Origin of the sequence: Halomonas sp. (assembly GCF_041689495.1) — a bacterium.
In the GTDB taxonomy this organism is placed as follows: Bacteria; Pseudomonadota; Gammaproteobacteria; order Pseudomonadales; family Halomonadaceae; genus Halomonas.
On record NZ_JBDNGD010000286.1, the window covers coordinates 1 to 3,043 of the forward strand.

The 3,043-nt window shown below is 62.6% G+C and carries 3 protein-coding genes; all 3 read left to right on the forward strand.

The features are described 5' to 3' along the window. The first annotated feature begins 212 nt into the window (after positions 1-212). Positions 213-1,181 carry a PotD/PotF family extracellular solute-binding protein gene (locus ACESMD_RS09750; protein WP_372612664.1) on the forward strand — a complete coding sequence of 323 codons (969 nt, stop codon included), beginning with the start codon at positions 213-215 and terminating at the stop codon, positions 1,179-1,181. Positions 1,182-1,237: 56 nt separating this feature from the next. Then, positions 1,238-2,605 carry a glutamine synthetase family protein gene (locus tag ACESMD_RS09755; RefSeq protein ID WP_372612666.1) on the forward strand — a complete coding sequence of 456 codons (1,368 nt, stop codon included), beginning with the start codon at positions 1,238-1,240 and terminating at the stop codon, positions 2,603-2,605. Between the two features lie 15 nt (positions 2,606-2,620). Continuing rightward, the coding region (locus ACESMD_RS09760; RefSeq protein ID WP_372612668.1) for an NAD(P)/FAD-dependent oxidoreductase at positions 2,621-3,043 on the forward strand (423 nt) is incomplete at its 3' end.

Below are 3,043 nucleotides of genomic sequence, written 5' to 3' on the forward strand. Positions count from 1 at the left end.
ATCAGCTTCTTCACTGCGGGTCCGGAGAGCGCGACCCTGCCCATCTACATCTGGGGAGCGATCAGGAAGGGCGTATCGCCAGAAATCAACGCCATCGCCGCATTGATGATCGGTGCGGTGGCGATCGCCGCCTTGCTGAGTCTGCTGTTCAGTCACCGCCGGCGAGCCTGAGCCGGCCAACCCTTACCAAGGGGAAACGAGGAGAGTCCATCATGACAATCGCAAAGACCACACTGGCCCTGTCCCTGGGCGGTCTGCTGCTCGCCGGCACCGTCCAGGCCCAGGAGAACAAGCTTTACCTGTTCAACTGGACGGAGTACATGGACCCCGAGATCATCGAGGCCTTCGAGGAAAAGTATGACGTCGAGGTGGTACAGAACTACTTCAACTCGCTGCCGGAGATGTTCGCCAAGCTCAATGCCGGCGGTGTTTCCCAGTACGACATTATCGTGCCGTCGAACTACTTCGTGCCGCGTCTGATCCAGACCGGCCTGGTGCAGAAGCTCGACACGTCCAAGCTCGAGAACCTCGATAACGTCATGGCGCAGTTCCAGGATCCCGAATTCGATCCCGGTGCCGAGTACACTGCGCCCTACCAGTGGGGCACCACCGGCATCGTCTACAACACCGAGACCTTCCCGGAGGCGCCGAAGAGCTGGTCGTTGATGTTCGACCCCGAGGTCAACCCCGACCATCCATTCGCCCTGATGGGCGACGGCCAGGTCAGCATGGGCGGCGCCTGCGCCTACCTGGGCCATGGGTATGACTGCACCGACATGGACGGCTGGCGAGAGGCCGCCCGGCTGCTGATCGAGACCAAGAATCGCGGTACCTTCAGCGGTTTCACCGACGGTACGCCGGCTCTGCAGCAACTGGCTCGGGGGGTGACTCATGTGGGACTGTCCTACAATGGCGACTACCTCTTCTTCAAGGACGAGGACCCGGAGACCTTCGGGCACCTGGACTTCATCCTGGATGCCGAGGTCGGGGCCCAGCTGTCCAACTACAACTACTACGCCAGCCCCAATGCCGCGGCAGTGCCCTATCTGGATGAGGTGCTCACCGAGCCGCCCGTCCAACCCAGCGAGGATGACATGGCTCGCCTGCGCTTCACCCCCAGCCTGGAAGGCGAACAGCTCCAGACCTTCCAGCAGCTATGGTCGGAGGTCCAGGCTCGCTGAGCGCCGGGCCCCCGGGAACCCTCGGGGGCCACGTTCCCAAGAGCAAGGAAATTTCCATGAGTAACCGACAGGAGCAGCCGCTCCTCAACGATTGGTTCCAGAACCATGGCATTACCGAGGTCGAGTGCCTGGTCACCGACCTCACCGGTATCCTCAAGGGCAAGATCATGCCCGCCGGCAAGTACCTCAATGGCGGGCGGCCGCGTCTGCCCGACTCGATCTTCATCCAGACCGTCACCGGGGGCTATCCTGATGACGAGGACATCCGCTTCTGGAATCCTGCCGAACGGGACATGGAGCTGGTGCCCGATCCCGATGCCATCTATCTGGTGCCCTGGGCGGAGGATCCCACCGCCCAGATCATCCATGACTGCTTCTACCTGACCGGTGAGCCGGTGGAATTGTCGCCGCGCTACGTGCTCAAGCGGATCCTCGATCTCTACGCCGAGCGCGGATGGACCCCGGTGATCGCCCCGGAGGTGGAGTTCTATCTGGTCAAGACCAATACCGACTCGGACTATCCCCTCGAGCCGCCCATCGGTCGTACCGGCCGTCAGGAGAGCAGCCGGCAATCGTTCTCCATCGATGCGGTCAACGAGTTCGACCCGCTGTTCGAGGAGATGTACGACTATTGCGATGCCATGAACCTGGATCTGGACACCCTGATTCACGAGGAAGGGGCCGGCCAGATGGAAGTCAACTTCCAGCATGGCAATCCGCTGACCCTGGCCGACCAGGTGGTGATGTTCAAGCGCACTCTGCGCGAGACAGCGCTGCGCCACGGTATCTACGCGACTTTCATGGCCAAGCCCATGGCCAATGAGCCGGGCAGCTCCATGCACATCCACCAGAGTCTGCTCGACGGCGAGGACGGCCATAACCTCTTCGCCGGCGAGGATGGCCAGCCCAGCCAACTCTTTCACCATTTCATCGGTGGTCTGCAGCGTTATCTGCCGTCCGCGATGCCGCTGCTGGCACCCAATGTCAATTCCTATCGGCGGCTGATGCGTTCCGAGACCAGTGGCTCGGCGCCCATCAACGTGGAGTGGGGCATGGACAACCGTACCGTGGGACTGCGGGTACCGGTGTCGGGCCCCGAGGCGACCCGGGTCGAGAACCGTCTGGCCGGTGCCGATGCCAATCCCTACCTGGTGATGGCGGCGTCCCTGGCCTGTGGTTACCTGGGGATGCTGGGTCAGCTCGATCCGCGCCCCCCGATGGTTGGCTCGGCCTGGTCCGGTGGCAACACCTTGCCGGATGACATCAGTCCGGCGCTGGACAGGCTCCATGAGTGCAAGCCCCTGTCCGATATCCTCGGTGAGCGCTTCACCAACAGCTACCTGGCGGTCAAGCGTGCCGAGCATCGTGCCTACTTCCAGGTCATCAGCTCCTGGGAACGCGAACACCTGCTGTTGCGGGTTTAACCGATGGAGGCTTCCATGCAGGTCCCTTCCCCCAGCGGCCATGTGGCCTCCTGGTATGCGGCCTCGGCCAACCCGGCTCCCCCTCGCCCGGCCCTGGAGGGCGAGATCGACTGCGATGTCTGCGTGGTCGGTGCCGGCTTCACCGGCATTTCCGCGGCCCTTCACCTGGCGGAGAAGGGCGTCTCGGTCGTGGTGCTGGAGGCCTCGAGGGTCGGATTCGGTGCCTCCGGGCGCAACGGTGGCCAGATCGTCAACAGCTACAGTCGCGACATGGATGTGATCGAGGCAAAGTACGGCGAGCAGACGGCACGCGCCCTGGGTGATATGGCCTTTGAGGGTAATCGCATCATTCGCCAGCGCATCAATGCCTACCGAATACAGTGCGACCTGCATGATGGCAATCTCTTCGCCGCCTCCAACGAGAAGCAGATGCAGGGG

Coding starts and splice junctions, on each gene's coding strand:
- ACESMD_RS09750 (WP_372612664.1), top strand. CDS start 213: ATGACAATCGCAAAGACCACACTGGCCCTGTCCCTGGGCGGTCTGCTG.
- ACESMD_RS09755 (WP_372612666.1), top strand. CDS start 1,238: ATGAGTAACCGACAGGAGCAGCCGCTCCTCAACGATTGGTTCCAGAAC.